Source organism: Enterobacter sp. RHBSTW-00593 (assembly GCF_013784105.1).
Taxonomy (GTDB): Bacteria; Pseudomonadota; Gammaproteobacteria; order Enterobacterales; family Enterobacteriaceae; genus Enterobacter; species Enterobacter ludwigii.
The window spans coordinates 356,396-376,452 of sequence record NZ_CP056393.1 but is presented as its reverse complement, the minus strand read 5'-3'; the positions used below and the strand labels follow the sequence as shown (position 1 = coordinate 376,452).

Genomic DNA, 20,057 nt, shown 5'->3' with positions numbered 1-20,057 from the left:
CTACGCCACTTCCGTCAGCAACGCCACAGAACGTCGGCGGTAATTCTCATAAATCCCCATCGCCAGAAGCGAGAAGAAGACTGGACCGCCCACCATCCACAGTGCGCTACTCCAGTCATTCGCCTCAATCACCGGCTGAATAACGGTAAAGATGTTGGCGAATGCCACTACCAGCACCACCACCGTGGTTGCCAGCAGCGTGGCGGCGCGCGTTTTGAAAATCACAAACGGACGCTCAAGATCCTCCTTCGCCTTAAAGAACGGGAAGGCCAGGCTCAGAAAGAGATAAGGCAGCGTCATCGACACGTTCGCCATCAGGGTCAGCTTGTTATAAAACGCTGACGCGGTATCCCCACCAAACGACACCAGCAAAATGAACACGCAGACCAGCAGGCACTGCATCCACATGGCGTTGGCGGGCATACCTGCGGTATTCAGTTGCGTCATGCGTGCAGGCCACAGCGCTTTTGGCGTGCCCTGAATTATCGCTTTCAACGGAGAGTAAATCAGCGTGAAAAACGCGCCGGTATAGGCAAGGAACATGGACAAGCCGGTGATGCGTGCAAACCAGACGCCCATCGTTGCCGCCGCTTCCGGTGTCAGATTCATCGCTTGTCCCAGCGTCATCCCCAGGCTTTTCATCAGCACATAGGTAATGTTGCCCAGGTTAGTGGTGTTGTTGCTGAGTACCTGCTGCCAGTTGCTGCTGACGCCCCAGAGGAAAATTGCCAGCGAATAGCCAATGGAGATAACTATTGCGGCAAAAATAATGCCTTTCGCAAAGTTCTTTTCCGGGTTCTCGGTCTTGTCGACCAGGCCGCCCACCGCCTCAATACCGCCGTACGCAAAAATGGCAAACACCACAAAGGAGAGCATAGCGAGCCCGGACTGATAGCTCGGGTTGGGCGAGGAAACGAAGTTCACCTCCTGAGCGAAATGTCCGCCGTTCAGGCACAGAATGGCAATGCTGACCAGCAGCAACACCAGGTTCAGGCACATCACCGAGATCCCACCCACGGCGGTAATGCGGGCAATTTTGTTGATGCCCTTAGACGCCACCAGCGTTACAACCACCATCCAGCAGACGGCCAGAATCCCGACCACTTGCGTGGAGCTCAGACCGGCCAAAGACCAGACCTGAGTGTAATCGCTGCCGAAAACAAACGTCGAAAACGGTACCCAGACCTTGGCCGCCGTACTGACCATCCAGACCACATACGAGGAGAACCACATAAACGTGCCGATAAACGCGTAGCGCGGGCCGATGCTGTTGTTCATCCAGGAATAGATCCCGCCCTCTTCTTTGCGGTAGGCCGCCCCCATTTCCGCCATCATCAGCGCAAACGGTATGAAGAAAAACAGGGCCGAGACGATGTAAAACGGCGTTGCGCTGTAGCCCATCAGATAGAAAGCCGACGGGCTGTTGGCAAAGCCAAAGACGGAGGTAAAAATCATCAGGATGAGCCCGGTGAGGGTCATCTTTTTAAGTGACTGGAACATAGCGCCATCCAAAGGAAGTTAAACTGCGCGGATGGTAGCAGATGACCAGACTAATATTGTGGCTATTAGGGGCAAATTAAGAAAAAGACCTGCGTACAGAGAATGTGGCAGTTTTTAATGTTGTCGTGCGGAAATGGAAAGGTTAATTGACATCAGAGGAGAGCCGGGTAAGCGACAGTGCTACCCGGCAATACGGTGCGTTATGCGCGATCGACCGTAAACGCGATCACTTCGCCCAGCTGTTCTGCACCCAGCGCCAGCATCACCAGACGATCAACGCCCAGCGCCACGCCGGAGCAATCCGGCAGGCCCGCCTTCAATGCATCCAGCAGATGGGTATCAATAGGCTGCTGCGGCAGACCACGTGCCGCGCGCTTGCGGTTATCCTGCTCAAAACGCTGCTGCTGTTCGCGTGCGTCGGTCAGTTCGTGGAAGCCGTTCGCCAGCTCGATACCTTTGTAATAGACCTCAAAACGCTCCGCCACGCGGTGATCTTCGGTGCTGATCTGCGCCAGCGAAGCCTGGCTTGCCGGGAAGTGATATACAAACGTCGGCCGGTCTTTGCCAATTTGCGGCTCAACGCCAAAGGTGAAGAGCAGTTGCAGCAGCGTGTCGCGGTCTTCTTCGGTATCTGCCACGTTGCTCAGATCCAGTTTTGCCGCCACTTCGCGCAGCTGCGCTTTATCCGCAGAGAGCGGATCAATTTCTAGGTAACGCTGGAAAACCTGCTGATAAGAGAGCGTTTCCGCTTCTGAGCACTCCAGCACCTGCTGCAGCAAATCGTCCACCTCGTTCATCAGGCGGTACATATCATAATGCGGACGGTACCACTCCAGCATGGTGAATTCCGGATTGTGGTGACGCCCCATCTCTTCATTACGGAAACTGCGGCACAGCTGATAGACCGGGCCACACCCTGCCGCCAGCAGGCGTTTCATGTGGTATTCCGGACTGGTCATCAGATACAAATTCATGCCCTGTGAGTGGCCAGGACCAACAAAACGGGTTTCAAACGGGACCAGATGAATATCCGTTACCGTTGCCTGACTCATGCACGGGGTTTCCACCTCAAGGACGCCGCGGTCGGCAAAGAAGCGGCGGATCTCCGCCATAATTGCAGCGCGTTTTAGCAGGTTGGGGATGGATGCGCTCGGCTGCCAGGTGGCCGTTTCGCTCATGAGTTTTTCTCCGATTTCAGACAAGGGCACGAAGTCTACTCGTTACCAGGGACGGAGACAAATTTTGCGCAGTAAAAAAGCGCATTTCATTTAGGTGAACAATTGCGCGACGAAATTCATTACTCACCGCGATAAATCGCCGCACAGAACAGCAAAAAAATCGAACACGTCAAATTTCCCTGACATCCACGCGGTTATACTGCTTTACCCATAAAGGAGCAGTGGAAACGCTTTCGCAATCGTCCTTTTGGACGGGTGAACTACCTTTAGTTTATCGCGTTGCGAAATAACAAAAATCTGGAGGAATGTCGTGCAAACTTTTCAAGCCGATCTTGCCGTTATAGGCGCTGGCGGGGCTGGATTACGTGCTGCGATTGCTGCAGCACAAGCTAATCCCAACGCTAAAATCGCATTGATTTCAAAAGTCTATCCGATGCGCAGCCATACGGTTGCCGCAGAAGGAGGATCCGCCGCCGTTGCGCAGGATCATGACAGCTTCGAATACCATTTCCACGACACGGTTGCAGGGGGCGACTGGCTTTGCGAGCAGGATGTCGTTGACTACTTTGTACACCATTGTCCTACGGAGATGACCCAGCTTGAACAGTGGGGATGTCCGTGGAGCCGTCGTCCGGACGGCAGCGTCAACGTTCGCCGCTTCGGCGGGATGAAGATCGAACGCACCTGGTTCGCCGCCGATAAAACCGGCTTCCACATGTTGCACACCCTGTTCCAGACCTCCCTTCAGTTCCCACAGATTCAGCGCTTTGACGAACATTTCGTCCTCGACATTCTGGTTGATGACGGTCAGGCGCGCGGTCTGGTGGCGATGAACATGATGGAAGGCACCCTCGTCCAGATCCGCGCCAACGCGGTGGTCATGGCTACCGGCGGTGCGGGGCGTGTTTACCGCTACAACACCAACGGCGGTATCGTCACCGGTGACGGCATGGGCATGGCGCTCAGCCACGGCGTGCCGCTGCGGGATATGGAGTTCGTGCAGTATCACCCTACAGGCCTGCCGGGCTCCGGCATTCTGATGACGGAAGGCTGCCGTGGTGAAGGCGGGATCCTGGTCAATAAAAATGGCTACCGCTATCTGCAGGATTACGGCATGGGCCCGGAAACCCCGCTCGGCGAGCCGAAAAACAAATACATGGAACTGGGCCCGCGCGACAAAGTGTCTCAGGCCTTCTGGCACGAGTGGCGCAAAGGCAACACCATCTCCACGCCACGCGGCGATGTGGTCTACCTCGACCTGCGTCATCTTGGCGAGAAGAAACTGCTGGAACGTCTGCCGTTCATTTGCGAACTGGCAAAAGCCTATGTTGGCGTCGATCCGGTGAAAGAGCCGATTCCGGTACGTCCAACGGCCCACTACACCATGGGCGGTATCGAAACCGATCAGCAGTGCGAAACCCGCATTAAAGGGCTGTTTGCCGTGGGCGAGTGCTCCTCTGTCGGCCTGCACGGTGCTAACCGTCTGGGGTCAAACTCACTGGCGGAGCTGGTGGTCTTTGGCCGCATGGCGGGCGAACGCGCGATGGAGCGTGCTGCCACCGCGGGCGAGGCGAACAGCGCGGCGCTGGATGCCCAGGTCGTTGACGTCGAAAAACGGCTGAAAAACCTGGTGAACCAGGAAGGAAATGAAAACTGGTCGAAAATCCGCGACGAGATGGGCCTGTCGATGGAGGAAGGCTGCGGTATCTATCGTACCCCTGAGCTGATGCAAAAAACCGTGGATAAGCTGGCAGAGCTGCAGGAACGCTTCAAGCGCGTGCGCATTACCGATACCTCCAGCGTGTTCAACACAGACCTGCTCTATACCATTGAGTTGGGTCACGGCCTGAACGTGGCGGAATGTATGGCGCACTCTGCGCTGGCACGTAAAGAGTCACGCGGCGCGCATCAGCGTCTTGATGAAGGCTGCACCGAACGTGATGACGTCAATTTCCTGAAACACACTCTCGCCTGGCGCGATGCGGATGGCACCACCCGTCTGGACTACAGCGACGTGAAAATCACGACGTTGCCACCGGCTAAACGCGTGTATGGCGCAGAAGCAGAAGCCGCCGAGAAGAAGGAGAAGGCGAATGGCTGAGATGCAGAAACTGAAAATCGAAGTGGTGCGCTACAATCCGGAAGTGGACACCGCACCGCACAGCGCATTCTATGAAGTCCCTTATGACGAGCAAACCTCTCTGCTGGATGCGCTCGGCTATATCAAAGATAACCTTGCGCCGGACCTGAGCTACCGCTGGTCGTGCCGTATGGCAATCTGCGGCTCCTGCGGCATGATGGTCAACAAGGTGCCGAAACTGGCCTGTAAAACTTTCCTGCGTGAATACACCAAAGGCATCAAAGTAGAAGCGTTGGGTAACTTCCCGATTGAACGCGATCTGGTGGTCGATATGACCCACTTTATCGAAAGTCTGGAAGCGATTAAGCCGTACATCATCGGCAATCCACGTACGCCGGATCAGGGGACGAACACCCAGACACCAGCTCAGATGGCGAAATACCATCAGTTCTCCGGCTGCATCAACTGTGGTCTGTGCTACGCCGCGTGTCCACAGTTTGGCCTGAATCCAGAGTTTATTGGCCCGGCGGCCATTACCCTGGCGCACCGCTATAACGAGGACAGCCGCGACCACGGTAAAAAAGAACGTATGGCGCAGCTTAACAGCCAGAACGGCGTCTGGAGCTGTACTTTTGTGGGCTACTGCTCCGAAGTCTGTCCAAAGCACGTCGACCCGGCCGCCGCTATTCAGCAGGGTAAAGTGGAAAGCTCGAAAGACTTTCTTATCGCCACCCTGAAACCACGCTAAGGAGTGCATAATGACGACTAAACGCAAAGCCTACGTGCGGCCAATGCCGTCCACCTGGTGGAAGAAACTGCCGTTTTATCGCTTCTATATGCTGCGTGAAGGCACCGCGGTGCCGGCGGTCTGGTTCAGCCTGGAGCTGATGTATGGCGTTTATGCCCTCAAACATGGCCCTGAAACCTGGGCCAGCTTTGTCGGCTTCCTGCAAAACCCCATCATCGTGATCCTGAACCTGATTGTGCTCGCGGCAGCGCTGCTTCATACCAAAACCTGGTTTGAACTGGCGCCAAAAGCGGCGAACATCATCATTAAAGACGAGAAAATGGGGCCAGAGCCGGTCATTAAAGGGCTATGGGGCGTGACGATCCTCGTCACTGTGGTCATTCTGTTTGTCGCACTGTTCTGGTAAGGAGACTACTGTGATTAATCCAAATCCAAAACGTTCTGACGAGCCGGTCTTCTGGGGACTGTTTGGCGCAGGGGGGATGTGGAGCGCCATCATCGCGCCGGTCATCATCCTGCTGGTCGGTATTATGCTGCCACTGGGGCTGTTTCCGGGCGATGCGCTGGGTTACGAGCGAGTACTGGCCTTTGCCAGCAGCTTTATTGGCCGTGTGTTCCTCTTCCTGATGATCGTCCTGCCGCTGTGGTGTGGCCTGCACCGTATTCACCATGCGATGCATGACCTGAAAATCCATGTCCCGAGCGGGAAATGGGTGTTCTACGGTCTGGCAACCATCCTGACGGTGGTTACACTGATTGCGGTGGTTACTATCTGATACATCAGGCCCGCCTCCCGGCGGGCCTGTCATTTCTGCATTTTCCCCACCAGCCACTGCGCAAACTCACGCATTGCAGGGGTTTCTGTCCGTGACTGCAATCGGGTTAACCAGTAACTGCCCAGCTCAATCTGTGTCGCAAACGGCTGAATGATACGTTCGCTGTTCAGCAGATGAGTGAACATACTCACAGGCGCGATAGCAATTCCCACGCCGGCCTGCGCGGCTTCCAGCATGGTAACGGATGAATCAAACACCATCACCCGATGCGTTGGTGACGGCGAGAGTTCGCCCGCGGCCTGCATCCATGCCGACCATTCGTCGCGTCGGTAGGAGCGCAGCAGCGTAAACTTCAGCATGTCCGCCGGTGCTTGTAGCCCGACGGCAATTTCAGGCGTGCACAGCGGAGCCAGCGGCGCAGAACACAGAAACGTCGCTTCAGTGCCATGCCACGCCCCTCCACCGTAGCGGATCGTGTAATCCAGCCCTTCGGCGGCCGGATCGACACGGTTATTATGGGTCGAAAGATGCAGATCGATATGCGGATAGCGGCGACGGAAATCATCCAGCTGCGCGAATAACACGCCGGTAGCAAAAGTCCCCACCACGCCAATTTTAAGCTTCTCCAGCGCGCGATGACTGGCAAAGCGATCCAGCATGCCGGCGATACGATCAAACGAATCGTTCAGCACCGGCAGCAGATTCTCGCCCTCTGTCGTCAGCATCAATCCGCGCGAAACCCGGACAAACAGCTGACAGTTCAGATGTTGTTCCAGCGTCTTAACGTGCTGACTGATGGCTGAATGGGTGACATTCAGCTCAATGGCAGCATTAGTAAAACTGAGGTGCCTTGCAGCGGCTTCGAAGGCACGAAGCGAATTAAGCGGTAAATAGCTGCGTGTCATCGACCCATCCGTTAGAAAAATTAACAGCTAATGCTAAATTTAACCGTTTGTCAGCCACAGTCAAATCCAACAGACTGGGTATGTCTGACGGGCCCGGACACTCCCTTGACTCGCTATTACGGAAGATAACTGATGATGAAAAAATCCCTGTGCTGCGCCCTGCTGCTCAGCACCTCCTGCGCTGCATTAGCCGCACCTCTGTCAGAAACACAGCTGGCGAAGGTCGTGGAACGTACCGTTACGCCCCTGATGAAAGCGCAGTCTATTCCGGGTATGGCGGTCGCCGTGATCTATCAGGGCCAGCCGCACTACTTCACCTTCGGCAAGGCCGATGTCGCCGCGAACACACCCGTCACTGCACAAACGCTGTTTGAGCTGGGCTCAATCAGCAAAACTTTCACCGGCGTTCTGGGTGGCGATGCTATTGCTCGCGGTGAAATTTCGCTGGGCGATCCGGTGACCAAATACTGGCCTGAGCTGACCGGCAAACAGTGGCAGGGCGTTCGCATGCTGGACCTGGCAACCTATACTGCCGGTGGCCTGCCGTTACAGGTGCCCGATGAGGTTACCGATAATGCCTCGCTGCTGCGTTTTTACCAGTCCTGGCAACCACAGTGGGCGCCAGGCACCACGCGTCTTTATGCGAATGCCAGCATCGGTCTGTTTGGGGCTCTGGCGGTGAAACCTTCTGGCATGCGCTTTGAGCAGGCCATGACGGAGCGGGTCCTGAAGCCGCTTAACCTGAACCATACGTGGATAAACGTTCCGAAGTCAGAAGAACAGCATTACGCCTGGGGTTATCGTGACGGTAAAGCGGTTCACGTTTCCCCGGGCATGCTCGACGCCGAAGCGTATGGCGTGAAAACCAACGTGAAGGATATGGCGAGCTGGGTGGTGGCTAACATGGCCCCCGATGGCGTACAGGATACCTCACTGAAGCAGGGCATGGTGCTTGCACAGTCTCGCTACTGGCGCACAGGCTCGATGTACCAGGGCCTGGGCTGGGAGATGCTCAACTGGCCGGTAGAAGCCAAAACCGTGGTGGAGGGCAGCGACAACAAAGTAGCGCTTGCACCGTTGCCCGTGGCAGAAGTGAACCCTCCTGCACCACCGGTAAAAGCGTCATGGGTACATAAAACAGGCTCGACGGGCGGATTTGGCAGCTACGTGGCATTTATCCCTGAGAAGGAACTCGGCATTGTTATGCTGGCGAACAAGAGCTACCCGAACCCGGCGCGCGTGGAAGCGGCATACCGTATTCTGAGCGCTCTGCAGTAACATCTTGCCGGGTGATGCTGATGCTCACCCGGCCTGCAAAATTCCCGCATTTTCCTTGCTGTCATCTACACTTAACAAAAAACAGTAAGGAAACTCCTATGCGCATTTTGCCTGTTATCGCCGCAGTGACAGCCGCGTTTTTAGTGGTTGCCTGCAGCTCCCCGACTCCCCCTCCCGGCGTCACCGTTGTCAGCAATTTCGACGCACAACGTTTTCTTGGAACATGGTATGAAATCGCGCGCCTTGACCACCGTTTTGAACGGGGTTTAGAGAAGGTCACGGCAAATTACAGCCCGATGGATGACGGCGGTATTCAGGTTATCAACCGGGGCTATAATCCGGACCGGGAGATGTGGCAGCAGTCGATTGGACAAGCGTACTTTACCGGCGACCCGCGACGGGCCGCGCTCAAAGTTTCCTTCTTCGGCCCGTTCTATGGCGGATATAACGTGATAGCGCTCGACAGAGAGTACCGTCACGCGCTGGTCTGCGGGCCGGATCGCAACTATCTGTGGATCCTCTCTCGCACCCCAACCCTTTCACCTGAGATGAAACAGCAGATGCTGGACGTCGCGACCCGGCAAGGGTTTGATGTGTCGAAACTCATCTGGGTAGAACAACCCCATTAATGGGTGCTGAGCTTCAACCCAATAATACCGGCCACAATCAGGGCGAGGCTGGCGATACGCGCCAGACTCGCTGACTCACCCAACAGCAGGATCCCCGTGATGGCCGCCCCCACGGCGCCAATTCCCGTCCAGACGGCATACGCTGTCCCCACCGGTAAAGAACGCATCGCCCACGAGAGCAAAACGATACTCACAATCATCGCGGTGATGGTAATGACGCTGGGTGTCAGGCGGGTAAAACCGTGGGTGTACTTCAGACCTATCGCCCATACCACTTCGAGCAGGCCAGCAATAACAAGAATGATCCAGGACATTTCAGGCTCCTTAACTTAAATGCAAGTTGGGGCCGTCCCCGATGAAGGAAGCGCTTACGGGTCGTCCCGCAAGGCAAAGATTACACCTCATATTTTGGTTAGCGTGCGATTTTTTTTCAATCCTTTTGTGCTGAACATGTTAAGGCAAGAAATAGCCGCAGTATGCCGCGCAGTTCAGGCATTTATCACTCATCCGACTTCTCTATGATGATGTGCTTTCTGATGGCAGGAAGCCAAACCACTAGCCGACTGCGAATATAATATGTTCAAAATTCTTTTGATTGACCGTTGTCACTTCACCCGCACCGGGTTTGAAGCATGGCTCAATCATTCCGGTTTATTTCCGGAAAACGTCGTTGTGACCGGCCTGAATAATCTTTTCCTCGCCAGAGAGCACATTCTGCAATGGAAACCGACGCTGGTTATTGCTGACCTGCATGGGTTCAGACAGGATGTACATCCCTTTCAGTCCCTCTCATCTTTGCTGAACGCCAGCGAAAGAGTGCCCTTTATTTTGCTGCAATCGGGTGAGGATAGTGAAATGACCGCCTGGCTGAAGCAATTCCCGGTCTGGTCATCGCTGTTGAAAAATGCCCGTCTTGAACAACTGGGGACAGTTATCCACGACGCACTCATTTCGCACGCGAACAGTGAAAAGCCAAAGGTAACCGCGCCTTTGCTGACGCGCCAGGAGGAGAAAGTGCTGACGTTGTGGATGGAGGGTGCCAGCAATCAGAAAATTGCGGCTCACCTGAGTATTAACGGTAAAACGGTCTATACCTATAAACGGAATATCCGCATGAAATTGCATATGGATACGCGTTATTCACCGTTTTTATCCCTGCAGGAATCAGAAAGCTGACGGTACGAAACCCGTCTGGTTCCGTACCGTTTATTCAATTACTGCTGTGCTTTACTTGCCGCACCAGAGATTGCACTACCACCTTCAGAAATATCCTGACCAACGCCACGCGTGGTATTACAGGCTGTTAATACTGAAGAAAGTACCAGGACTGAAAAGATCGCTGCAATTGTCTTCTTAACCATAATATCTTCCTTTTATAGCCAAAGTTGTTTTGTGTATAGCAACTTAAGAATAGACAATATCCCGTCGTTTGACGGAAAAGGACGCATTTTTAGGAAAATTAGACGGGGTTAGCTGGCCGCGTGAGAAATGATATGGCCGAGATCCAGGATATCTTCCCCCATTCCACGCGTGGTGTTACAGCCGGAAAGCAACGCGCTGGACAGCGCTAACAGAAGCAGAATTTTAACGGTACGGTTCATCATCCCTGCCTGCAAAAAACAGGCGCAGCGGGCGCTGCGCCTTCAGTCTTGACGTAAATTACTTCACGCGAGATACGTATTCGCCGGAGCGGGTATCTACTTTGATCACTTCACCAGTCTGTACGAACAGTGGAACTTTAACCACTGCACCGGTGGACAGGGTAGCTGGCTTGCCGCCAGTACCTGCGGTATCACCTTTCAGACCTGGGTCGGTTTCAACGATTTCCAGCTCTACGAAGTTTGGTGGGGTAACAGCGATAGGCTGGCCGTTCCACAGGGTCACGATGCACTCAGCCTGGTCCAGCAGCCATTTTTCGCTATCGCCAATCGCTTTAGCATCCGCAGACAGCTGCTCGAACGTTTCGTTGTTCATGAAGTGCCAGAACTCACCGTCGTTGTACAGGTAAGTCAGGTTCATATCGACAACATCAGCGCCTTCAGCGGAGTCAGTAGACTTGAAGGTTTTCTCAACACGGGTACCGGTCAGCAGGCGACGCAGCTTAACGCGCGCGAATGCCTGGCCTTTACCTGGTTTAACGAATTCGCTGGCTTCAACCGCGTACGGTTCGCCGTCCATCATGATTTTAAGACCAGCACGAAAATCGTTGCTATAGTACGTTGCCATAAGGCCCTCTAAATTTGTTAACTGGTAGCTAAGCCACAAAATGGCGCATATTGTAACCCTAAACACCCCGTCCAGAGAAGATTGGTTATCGCAACTTGCCGATGTAATCACCAGTCCTGATGAATTGCTGCGTCTGTTAGACCTCGATCAGCACCCAGAGTTGCTTGCAGGCCGCGAGGCTAAGCGACTTTTTGCCCTGCGTGTTCCCCGCGCGTTTGTTGCCCGTATGGAGAAAGGAAACCCTGACGATCCATTATTAAAACAAACGCTTACTGCGCAGGAAGAGTTTATATCGGCGCCAGGATACAGCACCGATCCTCTGGAAGAGCAGAACAGTGTGGTACCGGGTTTACTGCACAAATATCTCAACCGTGCTCTTCTGCTGGTGAAAGGCGGTTGCGCGGTAAACTGCCGTTATTGTTTCCGTCGCCACTTCCCGTATGCCGAAAATCAGGGTAATAAACGCAACTGGCAGGTCGCCCTGGACTATATCGCCGCCCATCCGGAACTGGATGAGATCATTTTTTCAGGTGGCGATCCGCTGATGGCAAAAGATCATGAGCTGGACTGGCTGTTGACCCAGCTTGAAGCCATTCCACACATCAAGCGTTTGCGCATCCACAGCCGTTTACCGATTGTTATTCCGGCACGCATCACGGACGGTCTGGTCGCTCGCCTTGAGCAGTCTCGTTTACAGGTTCTGCTGGTGAACCATATCAACCATGCGAATGAAATCGATGAGGCATTCCGTGCGGCGATGGCGCGTCTGCGTAAAGCGGGTGTGACGCTGTTGAACCAGAGCGTGTTGCTACGCGGTGTGAATGATAATGCCCGGGTTCTGGCGGAGCTCAGTAATGCGTTATTCGATGCGGGCGTAATGCCCTACTACCTGCACGTACTGGATCGTGTGCAAGGCGCGGCGCATTTCATGGTCACGGATGAAGAGGCCCGGCAGATTATGCGCGAACTGTTAACGCTGGTTTCAGGCTATATGGTGCCGAAGCTGGCGCGAGAGATTGGCGGTGAGCCGAGTAAGACGCCGCTGGATTTGCAACTGCGGCAACAATAATGGCAGGTGGCGCTACGCTTATCCGCCCGGCGGGGTTGGGCGCAGCGCCATCAGCAATGTAGATCAGTTAGGGCACTTATAGACCTGGCCATTCATCTGGCTGGCCGTTGGCACGAAGCTGGACAACATCCCTTGCGACGGGCTGCTCACACCGTAAATCACGTTGCCACCCATCTCTGCAGCCTGGTTACGCAGCGCGTTAGCGGCACCGCGCATAGATCCACCTTCTTCACCGTGCTGACCCGACATCCAGTTGCTTTGCTCACCGGTTGCCGTGCCTAAAAACTGGCACTCGTTACCCGGCTTATCTTCAACAAAGCGAACGCCCTGACCTGCAGCAGACAGCTCATTGCTGGAGCTACAACCCGCCAGCAGCAATGCTGCTCCTACGATCCCTGCACAGACTTTTACGCGCATGTTATTCCTCGTTTTCAATAAGCTGGACAGCAGATGTTGTCCGTGTGTAAACCTTATACTAAAAAGATGACCAAAAGAAAAACCCCCGAGCATTTCTGCCCGGGGGTTTTTCTCATTCTAAGCGGTAAAGCGCACGATTACATCATGCCGCCCATACCACCCATGCCGCCCATACCCGCAGCACCTAAGTCAGGTGCGTCGCCTTTAGGCATGTCGGTCACCATGCACTCGGTAGTGATCATCAGACCCGCTACAGAGGCCGCGTACTGCAGTGCAGAACGGGTCACTTTGGTTGGATCCAGGATACCGAAGTCGATCATGTTGCCGTATTCTTCAGTTGCAGCGTTGTAACCGTAGTTACCTTCGCCCGCTTTCACCATGTTCGCAACCACGGACGGCTCTTCACCGGCGTTGGAAACGATCTGACGCAGTGGTGCTTCCATTGCGCGCAGCGCAACTTTGATACCCACGTTCTGATCTTCGTTCTGAGCAGTCAGGCCAGCCAGTTTAGCGGCAACACGCACCAGCGCGACACCACCACCAGCTACCACGCCTTCTTCTACTGCTGCACGGGTCGCGTGCAGAGCATCGTCAACGCGTGCTTTCTTCTCTTTCATTTCAACTTCAGTTGCCGCGCCCACTTTGATTACTGCCACGCCGCCTGCCAGTTTCGCTACGCGCTCCTGCAGTTTTTCACGGTCGTAATCAGAGGTTGCTTCTTCAATCTGCTTACGGATCTGAGCAACACGGCCCTGAATAGCCGCTTCTTCACCCACGCCATCGATGATGGTGGTGGTGTCTTTGTTGATCACAACGCGTTTAGCCTGGCCCAGGTCTTCCAGGGTCGCTTTTTCCAGCTCCATACCGATCTCTTCAGAGATTACGGTACCGCCAGTCAGGGTAGCGATATCCTGCAGCATCGCTTTACGGCGGTCGCCGAAGCCAGGTGCTTTAACCGCAGCCACTTTCACGATGCCACGCATGGTGTTAACCACCAGGGTCGCCAGTGCTTCACCTTCAACGTCTTCAGCAATGATAACCAGCGGCTTGCCTGCTTTCGCAACGGCTTCCAGCACTGGCAGCATTTCACGGATGTTGGAGATTTTCTTGTCAGCCAGCAGGATGAATGGGCTTTCCAGCTCAACAGCGCCCGTTTCTGGCTTGTTGATGAAGTATGGGGACAGGTAACCGCGGTCGAACTGCATACCTTCAACCACGTCCAGTTCGTCTTCCAGACCGGTACCGTCTTCAACGGTGATCACGCCTTCTTTACCGACTTTGTCCATCGCTTCCGCGATCAGTTTACCTACGGTTTCGTCGGAGTTAGCGGAGATAGTACCAACCTGAGCAATCGCTTTAGAGTCGGAGCATGGAACGGACAGCGCTTTCAGCTCTTCAACCGCCGCAGTAACCGCTTTGTCGATACCGCGCTTCAGATCCATTGGGTTCATACCCGCAGCAACGGCTTTCAGACCTTCGGTGATGATAGCCTGTGCCAGTACGGTTGCGGTGGTGGTACCGTCGCCTGCAGCGTCATTCGCTTTAGAGGCAACTTCTTTCACCATCTGCGCACCCATGTTTTCGAACTTGTCTTCCAGCTCGATTTCACGTGCTACAGAAACACCGTCTTTCGTGATGGTTGGCGCGCCGAAGGATTTATCCAGCACTACGTTACGGCCTTTCGGGCCCAGGGTCACTTTAACTGCATCTGCCAGTACGTTTACGCCGCGGAGCATTTTTACACGAGCGTCGTTACCGAATTTTACGTCTTTAGCTGCCATGTTCTTATTTCCTCAAATTCTCGTGCGTAAAATTACGCTTCAACAATTGCCAGAATGTCGCTTTCGGACATGATCAACACTTCTTCATTGTCGATCTTCTCGGATTTCACGCCGTAGCCATCGTTGAAAATTACGATGTCACCAACTTTAACGTCCAGTGGCTGCACAGTTCCGTTTTCCAGAATGCGGCCCTTACCGACAGCGATGATTTCGCCACGCGTTGATTTTGCTGCTGCAGAACCAGTCAGAACGATGCCGCCAGCAGACTTGGTTTCAACTTCTTTACGTTTGACGATCACACGATCATGTAACGGACGAATACTCATTGATAGCTCTCCTTTGAGAAAGTCATTATCAGTTATGGATGACGCCGGTCCGCACGCGGTTTTCCGACTAGTGCCCTGAGAGATGGGGATAGCTTTTTCCCCCTTCAAGGGGCAGACGAAAAAAAATTTGCGAAAGTGTTACCATCGCCTCTCTTTTGATCGTGGCAGGGCGATGTCAATGAGTGGACTAAAACAGGAGTTGGGACTGGCGCAGGGCGTGGGTCTGCTGTCGACCTCCTTGTTAGGTACGGGTGTGTTTGCGGTACCCGCGCTGGCAGCTCTGGTGGCCGGCAATAATAGCCTGTGGGCGTGGCCAGTGCTGATTGTGCTGGTGTTTCCGGTCGCGGTCGTGTTTGCCATCCTCGGACGGCATTTCCCCAGCGCGGGCGGCGTAGCGCACTTTGTCGGTATGGCGTTTGGTCCGCGACTGGAGCGGGTCACCGGCTGGCTGTTTCTTTCTGTTATTCCGGTCGGTCTACCGGCAGCGTTGCATATCGCGACCGGTTTTGGCCAGGCGCTGTTTGGCTGGCATAACGAGCAACTGCTGCTGGCCGAGCTGGGTACGCTGGCCATCGTCTGGTGGGTCGGCTCACGGGGTGCCAGCTCGAGTGCCAACCTGCAAACCGTCGTTGCAATACTGATTGTGGCCCTCATTGTCGCCATCTGGTGGAAAGGGGATATTACGCTGAAGGAGATCCCCTTCCCCGCGGTAAGTGACGTCAACCATTCGCAGCTGTTCGCTGCGCTGTCGGTAATGTTCTGGTGTTTTGTCGGGCTGGAGGCGTTCGCCCATCTGGCCTCTGAGTTTAAACAACCGGAACGGGATTTCCCGCGCGCCCTGATGATTGGCCTGCTGTTAGCAGGTACCGTTTACTGGGCCTGTACCGTGCTGGTACTGCATTTCAACGCGTTCGCCGCGGATAAAGCGGCCGCTGCCTCGCTGCCGGGCATTGTGGTGCAACTGTTTGGTCTGAAAGCGCTGTGGGTCGCCTGTGTTATTGGCTATCTGGCCTGTTTTGCCAGCCTCAATATCTACATCCAGAGCTTTGCGCGTCTGGTATGGTCACAGGCGCTTGGTAGACCAGAGAGCCGCCTTGCGCGCCTGTCTAAACGTCAGCTGCCGTTGAATGCGCTTAATACCGTGCTGGGCTGCTGCGTCTTGAGTTCGCTATGTATTTACGGGCTGAATATCAATCTTGATGCCCTGATCGTGTACGCCAACGGGATTTTCATCATGATCTACCTGCTGTGCATGCTGGCGGGTTGTCGTCTGCTGAAAGGTCGCTATAAAGCGCTGGCAGTGGTTGGTGGCGTGCTTTGCCTGCTGTTGCTGGCGATGGTGGGGTGGAAAAGCCTGTATGCGATTAGCATGCTGGCGGGGCTGTGGCTGTTTTTACCGAAACGCGGCACCCTGTAAAACAAAGCCCGGTAGCGATTCGCTTACCGGGCCTGGCCTCTTTTACCGATCGTCTTTATGGTCTAAACGGTCGCGCTGTTCATCTTTACGCTGATACTCCCCTTCGAAAGTATCACCCGGCCCTGTGCTGAATCCACCGCCCGGCATACGGCTAAAACGCAGATGCGGCAGTAGCTTCATGGTCAGGTGTTTTTGCACCGGCGGCAGAAGCAGCAGCAGGCCGAGGAAGTCAGTGAAGAATCCCGGCAGGATCAGCAGCAGGCCAGCAATAATCAGCGAGACGCTTTTGATCATCTCTGCGGCCGGGCTTTCGCCTGCGGCCATCTTCTGCTGCATTATCAGGAAATTTTTGAAACCCTGATTACGCACCAGCGACATGCCGATCACCGAAGTGAAAATCACCAGAATCAGCGTTAACAGGACACCCAGTACATGGGCGACCTGGATAAAAATTGAAATCTCGATGTAAACATAGAGAAAGAAAGCGATAAATGGTATCCAGCGCACTGGCATCTCCTGTGTGGCAGGTGCCCTCAGGCCCCTGTCTGAATGTGTTCGCGAAACGCGTCTGTAAGAAATGGTGACGGTTAGCCAAAATTCAATCGGTTTGCACGGATATTTTTTCTGGAAATTTTAAAGCGGTGACTCATTTCACAGATTAATAATTATCATGGAATCGGGTCGATAATAAGTGATCCAGATTACGGCAATTCGCTATCATCAGCATATGATCTCGAACATCTGGCTGATTGAGGGAATAATCGTCGGTCAGAAAATATTCAAAACCACATAAATACTGTGTGTTTAGTACAATCCATCGGCAGCTTGAAAAGAAGGTTCACATGTTAAACAACATTCGTATCGAAGAAGACTTGTTGGGTACCAGGGAAGTTCCAGCGGATGCCTACTATGGTGTTCACACTCTGAGAGCGATTGAAAACTTCTACATCAGCAACAACAAAATCAGCGACATCCCTGAATTTGTACGTGGCATGGTGATGGTGAAAAAAGCCGCAGCACTGGCCAATAAAGAGCTGCAAACCATTCCGAAAAGCGCGGCAAATGCGATTATCGCTGCCTGCGATGAAGTGCTGAACAACGGCAAATGCATGGATCAGTTCCCGGTCGATGTCTATCAGGGCGGCGCGGGCACCTCCGTCAACATGAACACCAACGAAGTACTGGCAAACATCGGCCTGGAGCTGATGGGTCATCAGAAAGGTGAATACCAGTATCTGAATCCGAACGACCACGTTAATAAATGTCAGTCCACTAACGACGCCTACCCAACCGGCTTCCGTATCGCGGTGTATGCCTCCGTGGTGAAACTGGTGGACGCCATTAATCAGCTGGGTGATGGCTTCCAGCGCAAAGCCGTTGAGTTCCAGGACATCCTGAAAATGGGTCGTACCCAGTTGCAGGACGCGGTTCCGATGACCCTCGGTCAGGAATTCCACGCGTTTAACGTGCTGCTTAACGAAGAAACTAAAAACCTGCTGCGCACCTCCGAGCTGCTGCTGGAAGTGAACCTGGGCGCAACCGCCATCGGCACGCGTCTGAATACGCCGGACGGTTACCAGCAGCTGGCGGTACAGAAGCTGGCTGAAGTCTCTAACCTGCCGGTTGTGCCTGCAGAAGATCTGATTGAAGCCACCTCCGACTGCGGCGCGTACGTTATGGTTCACAGCGCCCTGAAACGTCTGGCAGTGAAACTTTCCAAAATCTGTAATGACCTGCGCCTGCTCTCTTCCGGCCCACGCGCTGGCCTGAATGAAATCAACCTGCCAGAGCTGCAGGCCGGTTCGTCCATCATGCCGGCGAAAGTGAACCCGGTAGTGCCAGAAGTGGTGAACCAGGTCTGCTTTAAAGTCATCGGTAACGATACAACCGTGACCATGGCCTCTGAAGCCGGCCAGCTGCAGCTGAACGTCATGGAGCCGGTCATCGGCCAGGCAATGTTTGAATCCATCCACATTCTGACCAACGCCTGCTACAACCTGCTGGAGAAATGCGTTAATGGCATCACCGCAAACAAAGAAGTTTGTGAAGGGTATGTCTACAACTCCATCGGCATCGTCACCTACCTCAACCCGTTCATCGGCCACCATAACGGCGACATCGTCGGTAAGATTTGCGCCGAAACAGGTAAGAGTGTGCGTGAAGTCGTTCTGGAGCGTGGACTGTTGACCGAAGCCGAGCTGGACGATATCTTCTCGGCCCAGAACCTGATGCACCCGGCATACAAAGCGAAACGATATACCGATGAAAGCGAACAGTAGCAGTTCAGGCTAGGCTTCCTTAAGGCACGTCACTTGTGACGTGCCTTTTTTCTTTATAGGCGTTACCAAAATACAACAATTCAATATCAACTTGTTAATAAGCAAGGCAGGTCCTTATGTTTGGAGCAGAACTCGTCATCGTCCTGTTGGCGATTTATTTGGGAGCAAGACTCGGGGGTATCGGCATTGGTTTTGCCGGCGGTCTCGGGGTGCTCGTACTTACCCTTATCTTTCAGATTAAACCCGGCGCAATCCCTTTTGACGTTATCGAAATCATCATGGCGGTTATTGCCGCTATCGCAGCCATGCAGGTGGCAGGCGGTATGGACTACCTGGTGAGCCTGGCGGAGCGTATGTTACGCCGCCATCCAAAATACATTACCTTCCTTGCCCCGCTGGTGACGTGGTTTATGACCATTCTCGCCGGTACTGGCCACACCGCCTTCTCCACGCTGCCGGTCATTACCGAAGTGGCGAAAGAGCAGGGCATCCGTCCGTCTCGTCCACTCTCGATTGCCGTGGTCGCGTCCCAGATTGCGATTACCGCATCACCTATCTCCGCTGCGGTGGTCTTCTTCGCCGGTATCCTTGAGCCTATGGGCGTGAGTTACCTGACGCTGCTGGCCATCTGTATTCCGGTGACGCTGATTGCAGTGATGATCACCGCCGTGCTGTGTAACTTCCTCGGCGCCGAACTGAAAGACGATCCGGTTTATCAGGAGCGTCTGGCAAAAGGTGAAGTGAAACTGCGTGGTAGCCAGGTCTTCGAACTGAAGCCGCATGCAAAACGCTCCGTCTTGCTGTTCCTGATCGGTATCGTTGCGGTCATGTTCTACGCAACCGCCATCAGTGACACCGTGGGTCTGATCCAGAACCCGGTCCTGCCGCGTAACGAAGCGATTGTGGTATTCATGCTGACTATCGCCACGCTGATCAGCATCACCTGTAAAATCGACACCAGCGAAGTGCTCAACGCCAGCACCTTTAAATCCGGTATGAGCGCCTGCGTGTGTGTACTGGGTGTGGCCTGGCTTGGTGATACCTTCGTGAAAGCTCACATCAGCGATATCCAGACCGTTGCGGGCGACCTGCTGCACAACTATCCGTGGCTCCTGGCTGTGGTGCTGTTCTTTGCCGCAACCCTGCTTTACTCTCAGGCGGCCACCACCAAAGCCCTGATGCCTGCGGCGCTGATGCTGGGTGTTACCCCGCTGACGGCTATTGCCTCGTTTGCTGCCGTTTCTGCACTGTTCGTTTTACCCACCTACCCAACCCTGCTGGCGGCGGTTGAGATGGATGACACTGGCTCGACTCGCATCGGTAAGTACGTATTTAACCATGCGTTCCTGATCCCGGGCGTGGTGGCTATCTCGCTGTGCGTGATCCTCGGCTTTATCATTGGCGGCATCGTGCTGTAAACAATGATGGGTTGTAAAAATAGTTAAAAA

The 20,057-nt window shown here is 54.2% G+C and carries 22 protein-coding genes; 11 read left to right on the top strand and 11 right to left on the bottom strand.

Annotation, left to right across the window (positions count from 1 at the left end):
- Positions 1-1,500, bottom strand: coding sequence for a glutamate/gamma-aminobutyrate family transporter YjeM (yjeM, locus tag HV242_RS01775; RefSeq protein ID WP_050737603.1), 1,500 nt, complete (start codon positions 1,498-1,500; stop codon positions 1-3).
- A gap of 200 nt (positions 1,501-1,700) precedes the next feature.
- Positions 1,701-2,678 carry an elongation factor P--(R)-beta-lysine ligase gene (epmA, locus tag HV242_RS01770; protein WP_050737604.1) on the bottom strand — a complete coding sequence of 326 codons (978 nt, stop codon included), beginning with the start codon at positions 2,676-2,678 and terminating at the stop codon, positions 1,701-1,703.
- 310 nt (positions 2,679-2,988) lie between these two features.
- On the opposite strand from epmA, the gene frdA reads away from it, so the two are divergent.
- From frdA to frdD, 4 genes are read left to right on the top strand one after another with little or no spacing between them, the layout of a single operon-like run.
- A complete protein-coding gene (frdA, locus tag HV242_RS01765; RefSeq protein WP_014168298.1) occupies positions 2,989-4,779 on the top strand; it encodes a fumarate reductase (quinol) flavoprotein subunit in 1,791 nt (596 codons plus the stop codon).
- On the top strand, positions 4,772-5,506 hold the full coding sequence (frdB, locus tag HV242_RS01760; protein ID WP_020882957.1) for a fumarate reductase iron-sulfur protein: 735 nt from the start codon (positions 4,772-4,774) through the stop codon (positions 5,504-5,506). The genes frdA and frdB overlap by 8 nt, the downstream gene beginning before the upstream one ends.
- 10 nt (positions 5,507-5,516) lie before the next feature.
- Positions 5,517-5,912, top strand: a complete 396-nt coding sequence (gene frdC / locus HV242_RS01755) for a fumarate reductase subunit FrdC (protein ID WP_014168296.1) — start codon at positions 5,517-5,519, stop codon at positions 5,910-5,912.
- 10 nt (positions 5,913-5,922) lie between these two features.
- Positions 5,923-6,282 (top strand): fumarate reductase subunit FrdD, encoded by a 360-nt coding sequence (gene frdD, locus HV242_RS01750; protein WP_032679414.1) that lies wholly within the window; start codon positions 5,923-5,925, stop codon positions 6,280-6,282.
- A gap of 29 nt (positions 6,283-6,311) precedes the next feature.
- Here frdD and ampR read toward each other — a convergent pair whose 3' ends face one another.
- A complete protein-coding gene (gene ampR / locus HV242_RS01745; protein ID WP_044866339.1) occupies positions 6,312-7,187 on the bottom strand; it encodes a LysR family transcriptional regulator AmpR in 876 nt (291 codons plus the stop codon).
- A 132-nt stretch (positions 7,188-7,319) separates the two neighbouring features.
- Between ampR and blaACT the strand changes: the two genes are divergently transcribed.
- Together blaACT and HV242_RS01735 are read left to right on the top strand one after the other, a co-directional pair.
- Entirely contained in the window at positions 7,320-8,465 is a 1,146-nt protein-coding gene (gene blaACT, locus HV242_RS01740) for an ACT family cephalosporin-hydrolyzing class C beta-lactamase (RefSeq protein WP_050737605.1), read from the top strand.
- A gap of 98 nt (positions 8,466-8,563) precedes the next feature.
- Positions 8,564-9,094 carry a lipocalin family protein gene (locus HV242_RS01735; protein ID WP_014168292.1) on the top strand — a complete coding sequence of 177 codons (531 nt, stop codon included), beginning with the start codon at positions 8,564-8,566 and terminating at the stop codon, positions 9,092-9,094.
- Here the strand turns inward: HV242_RS01735 and sugE are convergent.
- Entirely contained in the window at positions 9,091-9,408 is a 318-nt protein-coding gene (gene sugE, locus HV242_RS01730) for a quaternary ammonium compound efflux SMR transporter SugE (protein WP_014168291.1), read from the bottom strand. The two genes, HV242_RS01735 and sugE, sit on opposite strands and share 4 nt — an antisense overlap.
- A 262-nt stretch (positions 9,409-9,670) precedes the next feature.
- Between sugE and HV242_RS01725 the strand changes: the two genes are divergently transcribed.
- Entirely contained in the window at positions 9,671-10,270 is a 600-nt protein-coding gene (locus tag HV242_RS01725) for a LuxR C-terminal-related transcriptional regulator (RefSeq protein ID WP_014168290.1), read from the top strand.
- A gap of 38 nt (positions 10,271-10,308) precedes the next feature.
- Here the strand turns inward: HV242_RS01725 and ecnB are convergent, their stop codons facing one another.
- The 3 genes from ecnB to efp form a co-directional block, all read right to left on the bottom strand.
- Entirely contained in the window at positions 10,309-10,455 is a 147-nt protein-coding gene (ecnB, locus tag HV242_RS01720; protein WP_014168289.1) for a lipoprotein toxin entericidin B, read from the bottom strand.
- A 108-nt stretch (positions 10,456-10,563) separates the two neighbouring features.
- Positions 10,564-10,695 (bottom strand): entericidin EcnA/B family protein, encoded by a 132-nt coding sequence (locus HV242_RS01715; RefSeq protein WP_181616927.1) that lies wholly within the window; start codon positions 10,693-10,695, stop codon positions 10,564-10,566.
- Positions 10,696-10,753: 58 nt separating this feature from the next.
- The gene (gene efp / locus HV242_RS01710; protein ID WP_014882207.1) at positions 10,754-11,320 is read right to left on the bottom strand and encodes an elongation factor P; all 567 of its coding nucleotides are present in this window, start codon (positions 11,318-11,320) and stop codon (positions 10,754-10,756) included.
- Between the two features lie 40 nt (positions 11,321-11,360).
- Here efp and epmB point away from each other — a divergent pair, with 40 nt between their 5' ends.
- A complete protein-coding gene (gene epmB, locus HV242_RS01705) occupies positions 11,361-12,389 on the top strand; it encodes an EF-P beta-lysylation protein EpmB (protein WP_047743130.1) in 1,029 nt (342 codons plus the stop codon).
- Between the two features lie 63 nt (positions 12,390-12,452).
- On the opposite strand, the gene HV242_RS01700 is transcribed toward epmB, so the two are convergent.
- From HV242_RS01700 to HV242_RS01690, 3 genes are all read right to left on the bottom strand, one after another.
- The gene (locus HV242_RS01700; RefSeq protein ID WP_020882965.1) at positions 12,453-12,806 is read right to left on the bottom strand and encodes a DUF4156 domain-containing protein; all 354 of its coding nucleotides are present in this window, start codon (positions 12,804-12,806) and stop codon (positions 12,453-12,455) included.
- Positions 12,807-12,943: 137 nt separating this feature from the next.
- On the bottom strand, positions 12,944-14,587 hold the full coding sequence (gene groL / locus HV242_RS01695) for a chaperonin GroEL (RefSeq protein WP_014168284.1): 1,644 nt from the start codon (positions 14,585-14,587) through the stop codon (positions 12,944-12,946).
- 32 nt (positions 14,588-14,619) lie between these two features.
- Positions 14,620-14,913: a co-chaperone GroES gene (locus HV242_RS01690; protein WP_003855929.1), complete on the bottom strand. Its 294-nt coding sequence runs from the start codon at positions 14,911-14,913 to the stop codon at positions 14,620-14,622.
- Positions 14,914-15,091: 178 nt separating this feature from the next.
- On the opposite strand from HV242_RS01690, the gene yjeH reads away from it, so the two are divergent.
- Positions 15,092-16,330 carry an L-methionine/branched-chain amino acid transporter gene (gene yjeH, locus HV242_RS01685; protein ID WP_044867014.1) on the top strand — a complete coding sequence of 413 codons (1,239 nt, stop codon included), beginning with the start codon at positions 15,092-15,094 and terminating at the stop codon, positions 16,328-16,330.
- Between the two features lie 42 nt (positions 16,331-16,372).
- Here yjeH and HV242_RS01680 read toward each other — a convergent pair whose 3' ends face one another.
- Positions 16,373-16,837, bottom strand: coding sequence for an FxsA family protein (locus tag HV242_RS01680; RefSeq protein WP_032679407.1), 465 nt, complete (start codon positions 16,835-16,837; stop codon positions 16,373-16,375).
- A 335-nt stretch (positions 16,838-17,172) separates the two neighbouring features.
- Between HV242_RS01680 and aspA the strand changes: the two genes are divergently transcribed.
- Positions 17,173-18,609: an aspartate ammonia-lyase gene (gene aspA, locus HV242_RS01675; RefSeq protein ID WP_020882968.1), complete on the top strand. Its 1,437-nt coding sequence runs from the start codon at positions 17,173-17,175 to the stop codon at positions 18,607-18,609.
- A 116-nt stretch (positions 18,610-18,725) separates the two neighbouring features.
- Positions 18,726-20,027: an anaerobic C4-dicarboxylate transporter gene (locus HV242_RS01670; RefSeq protein ID WP_006178930.1), complete on the top strand. Its 1,302-nt coding sequence runs from the start codon at positions 18,726-18,728 to the stop codon at positions 20,025-20,027.
- Positions 20,028-20,057 lie beyond the last annotated feature (30 nt).

What these genes read in the sequence shown, in the direction of transcription:
- yjeM (WP_050737603.1), bottom strand. Translation starts at nt 1,500, where the DNA reads ATGTTCCAGTCACTTAAAAAGATGACCCTCACCGGGCTCATCCTGATG.
- yjeH (WP_044867014.1), top strand. Translation starts at nt 15,092, where the DNA reads ATGAGTGGACTAAAACAGGAGTTGGGACTGGCGCAGGGCGTGGGTCTG.
- HV242_RS01700 (WP_020882965.1), bottom strand. Translation starts at nt 12,806, where the DNA reads ATGCGCGTAAAAGTCTGTGCAGGGATCGTAGGAGCAGCATTGCTGCTG.
- ecnB (WP_014168289.1), bottom strand. Translation starts at nt 10,455, where the DNA reads ATGGTTAAGAAGACAATTGCAGCGATCTTTTCAGTCCTGGTACTTTCT.
- groL (WP_014168284.1), bottom strand. Translation starts at nt 14,587, where the DNA reads ATGGCAGCTAAAGACGTAAAATTCGGTAACGACGCTCGTGTAAAAATG.
- HV242_RS01670 (WP_006178930.1), top strand. Translation starts at nt 18,726, where the DNA reads ATGTTTGGAGCAGAACTCGTCATCGTCCTGTTGGCGATTTATTTGGGA.
- epmB (WP_047743130.1), top strand. Translation starts at nt 11,361, where the DNA reads ATGGCGCATATTGTAACCCTAAACACCCCGTCCAGAGAAGATTGGTTA.
- HV242_RS01725 (WP_014168290.1), top strand. Translation starts at nt 9,671, where the DNA reads ATGTTCAAAATTCTTTTGATTGACCGTTGTCACTTCACCCGCACCGGG.
- ampR (WP_044866339.1), bottom strand. Translation starts at nt 7,187, where the DNA reads ATGACACGCAGCTATTTACCGCTTAATTCGCTTCGTGCCTTCGAAGCC.
- sugE (WP_014168291.1), bottom strand. Translation starts at nt 9,408, where the DNA reads ATGTCCTGGATCATTCTTGTTATTGCTGGCCTGCTCGAAGTGGTATGG.
- aspA (WP_020882968.1), top strand. Translation starts at nt 17,173, where the DNA reads ATGTTAAACAACATTCGTATCGAAGAAGACTTGTTGGGTACCAGGGAA.
- frdB (WP_020882957.1), top strand. Translation starts at nt 4,772, where the DNA reads ATGGCTGAGATGCAGAAACTGAAAATCGAAGTGGTGCGCTACAATCCG.
- efp (WP_014882207.1), bottom strand. Translation starts at nt 11,320, where the DNA reads ATGGCAACGTACTATAGCAACGATTTTCGTGCTGGTCTTAAAATCATG.
- HV242_RS01735 (WP_014168292.1), top strand. Translation starts at nt 8,564, where the DNA reads ATGCGCATTTTGCCTGTTATCGCCGCAGTGACAGCCGCGTTTTTAGTG.
- epmA (WP_050737604.1), bottom strand. Translation starts at nt 2,678, where the DNA reads ATGAGCGAAACGGCCACCTGGCAGCCGAGCGCATCCATCCCCAACCTG.
- blaACT (WP_050737605.1), top strand. Translation starts at nt 7,320, where the DNA reads ATGATGAAAAAATCCCTGTGCTGCGCCCTGCTGCTCAGCACCTCCTGC.
- frdC (WP_014168296.1), top strand. Translation starts at nt 5,517, where the DNA reads ATGACGACTAAACGCAAAGCCTACGTGCGGCCAATGCCGTCCACCTGG.
- HV242_RS01690 (WP_003855929.1), bottom strand. Translation starts at nt 14,913, where the DNA reads ATGAGTATTCGTCCGTTACATGATCGTGTGATCGTCAAACGTAAAGAA.
- HV242_RS01715 (WP_181616927.1), bottom strand. Translation starts at nt 10,695, where the DNA reads ATGAACCGTACCGTTAAAATTCTGCTTCTGTTAGCGCTGTCCAGCGCG.